4 protein-coding genes and 1 pseudogene are annotated in these 3,085 nt (G+C 70.2%); all 5 read right to left on the reverse strand.

What is annotated here, in order from left to right; genetic code table 11:
• Positions 1–218: pseudogene (locus GUY61_RS36690) on the reverse strand (hypothetical protein); the annotation flags it as partial.
• A gap of 1 nt (position 219) precedes the next feature.
• Positions 220–1,257, reverse strand: coding sequence for an NAD-dependent epimerase/dehydratase family protein (locus GUY61_RS36695; RefSeq protein ID WP_166634629.1), 1,038 nt, complete (start codon positions 1,255–1,257; stop codon positions 220–222).
• A gap of 342 nt (positions 1,258–1,599) precedes the next feature.
• Positions 1,600–1,698 carry a 30S ribosomal protein bS22 gene (locus GUY61_RS36700; RefSeq protein ID WP_003948845.1) on the reverse strand — a complete coding sequence of 33 codons (99 nt, stop codon included), beginning with the start codon at positions 1,696–1,698 and terminating at the stop codon, positions 1,600–1,602.
• 112 nt (positions 1,699–1,810) lie between these two features.
• Complete coding sequence (locus GUY61_RS36705) at positions 1,811–2,023, reverse strand: helix-turn-helix domain-containing protein (protein ID WP_166634630.1); 213 nt, start codon at positions 2,021–2,023, stop codon at positions 1,811–1,813.
• A gap of 130 nt (positions 2,024–2,153) precedes the next feature.
• Positions 2,154–2,969, reverse strand: a complete 816-nt coding sequence (locus tag GUY61_RS36710; protein ID WP_166634631.1) for a phosphatase — start codon at positions 2,967–2,969, stop codon at positions 2,154–2,156.
• Positions 2,970–3,085 lie beyond the last annotated feature (116 nt).

Genomic DNA, 3,085 nt, shown 5'->3' on the forward strand with positions numbered 1-3,085 from the left:
GGGAGGGCCTTGGGGAGGGCCTCGTCCCGCTCCGGGACGGGCGCGAGCATGGGCGCCGCGGGGCCCACTGCGCCCACAGAGCCCTTCGGCGTACCCGGAGCGCCGGAACGCCTCGTCCGGGACTCCTTGGGGTCTTTGGCGGCCTTGGCGGCCTTGGCGGGCCGGGGACGCCTCGCGCGGGGTTCGTCACCGAACGGAATGACCTTGGCGTCGGCCATGTCAGGTGCGCTCCTTGCTGACGACGTGTGCGAGCCGGTCCACGGCACGGGCCACCTTCTGCGGCGGCAGCAGACCCGGCCCCTTGCTCCGTGCGAAGTCCGCGAAGGTCTCCGCGGTGGTGTACTTCGGGTGGAATCCCAGTGTCTCGCGCATCTGCGCCGTACTGACCACCCGGCCGTGGGTGAGGAGCCGGATCTGCTCCGGGGAGAAGTCGGTGACACCGACCGTGCGCAGGGCGGAACCGAACCAGGTGACCGCCGGAAGCAGCACCGGCACGGTGGGCCTGCCCAGCCGCCGCGAGCACTGCGAGAGCAGCAGCACGCCGTCGCCCGCGATGTTGAACGTGCCGCTGTTGAGGGTGCCGCGGCGGGGCTCGTGCGAGGCGATGCGCAGGACGTCGATGACGTCGTCCTCGTGGACGAACTGCAGGCGCGGGTCGTAGCCGAACACCGTCGGCAGGACGGGCAGCGAGAAGTAGTCGGCCAGTGGCGAGTCGGCGCAGGGACCGAGGATGTTGGCGAAGCGCAGCACGCACACGGCCACGTCGGGGCGTCGCCGCGCGAAGCCCCGCACGTACCCCTCAACCTCGACGGCGTCCTTCGCGAAGCCGCCGCTGGGCAGCGACTTGGGCGGGGTGGTCTCGGTGAACACGGCGGGGTCGCGGGGCGCGGAGCCGTACACGCTCGTGCTGGACTTCACGACGAGACGCTTGACGCTGGGCGACTTCTGGCAGGCCCCGAGGAGCTGCATGGTGCCGATGACGTTGGTCTCCTTGACCGCCGACCGGCCTCCGGCGCTCAGCGGCGTACCGGTGACGTCCATGTGGACGACGGTGTCGACGGCGTGCTCGGCGAGTACCCGCGCTATGGCGGGCCTGCGGATGTCCGCCCGCACGAAATCGGCCCCACCGAGGTGGTGCTCGGGCGGGACCGCGTCCACCCCGATCACCCGGTCGACCTCCGGATCCCGTTGAATGCGCCGTACGAAGCGGCCGCCGAGCCGGCGTGCCACTCCGGTGACGAGCACGACCTTGCCCAAGATCAGCGCCTTCCTTCCAGCCTGCCCCGCCTGCTGCGCGCTCCCGTATTCGCCACCGTAGCGGTTCGGTGTTGCGCTGTGATGACCTCACGGCCCCCAGGACGACACCGGCCACGGAAGGGCCGGAAGTCCGCCCATGTGGCCTCTCGAATCACGATGTGAAGCCAAACCGACCATGTGCCCGGGAGGGGAATTCTTCCGGGTCTCGCGCCGGGTGGAAACCGCACGGGAATTGCCGGGTGCGGCAGGACGGAGAACGGCGAACGGGTCCGGACACAGCAGGGCCCTCCCACCGGGTCCGGTGGGAGGGCCCTGCCGCACGTTCAGCCGTCGCTTCGGTGCCTACTTCTTGTTGCGACGCTGGACACGCGTGCGCTTGAGCAGCTTGCGGTGCTTCTTCTTGGCCATCCGCTTACGCCGCTTCTTGATAACAGAGCCCACGACTACCCTCGCTCACTTCTCATCACTCGGTGCGGGGCAGCATGGGCCCACACGACCTACGTCGGGTCAGACTACCCGCCACCGCGTGAGGGACGTAATCCGAGGGACGTCTTCAGGCTGTCTCGACCCCCACATACGACTCGCGGAGGTACTCGTGAACCGCGTTCTCGGGGACCCGGAAGGACCTCCCTACCCTGATCGCGGGCAGATGACCGCTGTGCACCAACCGGTACACGGTCATCTTCGACACTCGCATCACCGAGGCGACTTCCGCCACGGTCAGGAACTTGACCTCGCTCAGAGGCCTCTCGCCAGCAGCAGCCATGACACACCTGAACCTTCCGCACACCTGACGGGCACCGGCTTCCCCTCCGGTGACTCCTCGTCGCTGTGCGCTCACTCCCCAGACTAGGGGCGGGTGATGCGAGTGGGGAAGAGGAGCAGCCATCAGCCGCCTACTGTGACAGACACGCCCGATTGAGTACATAGCGAGTAAGCGGTAGGTAGTAATCGGACCGCACAGCGTCATCGAGCGGAACGGCCACGGACACCAGCCCCTCAGCCTCTCCCACGAACAGCGCCGGATCGTCCGTATCCGCCGGCCCGATCGCCTCGAACCCCAGCTGACCTGCGCCGCAGACCCATCCATGGTCCCCGACCACCAGTCCCGGGAGCGGCCCGCCGGCGTCTGCGGCGGCCATCAGCGCGGTGCGAACCGGCAGCGGTGAATGGGCGTGTGCGCCGGTCTCACAACCGGGGCGACGGGCCTCCGCCTCGCGGACGAACGCGACTCCCCGTACGTAGCCCAGCGTGTGCGTGCGTACGCCGAACCGGGTCGTTATGTCGATACGTCTACCCTCCGCCGGGGTGAGGACAGCACATCCCGCCGCCGACAGTGCGTCCGCGAGAGCGGCGTAGAACCCGAGCAGTCGATGCGGATGCCCGGTCCCGAGAAGCACGGGGGAGCGCCGCGCGGCGGCCTCCCCGACCCGGTCGGCGAATGCCCGCAGGGCCCTCAGCGTCAGCTCCGGATCGATCACGTCGGGACCGGCCACGTACTCCGGGTCGTCGGAGACCCCGCACCTGTCGGCCATCAGCCGCAGCAGCTCCCCGAGGCCCCAGGGCCGCTCCGGGTCCAGCCCCAGCAGCACCCGCGGGTCCCGGGCCGCGAACAGCCGGTAGCTCCGCAGCGACCTCTCCCGGGAGGTCGCCACCACCCCGGCCAGCCGCGCCGCCACCAGATGCGCCCGCAGCGCCCCCTCGCTCACCACCACGGGATCGATGCTGCCGGTGGGCGTGCCCGACCGGACGCGGAACGGCCGGGGACCCCACGGTTGGCCCAACGGCGCCCCGCCGCGGACGGTGGGTGGGGGCGGTGCGGGGGCAG

This window comes from Streptomyces sp. GC420, assembly GCF_009916105.1.
GTDB lineage: Bacteria > Actinomycetota > Actinomycetes > Streptomycetales > Streptomycetaceae > Streptomyces.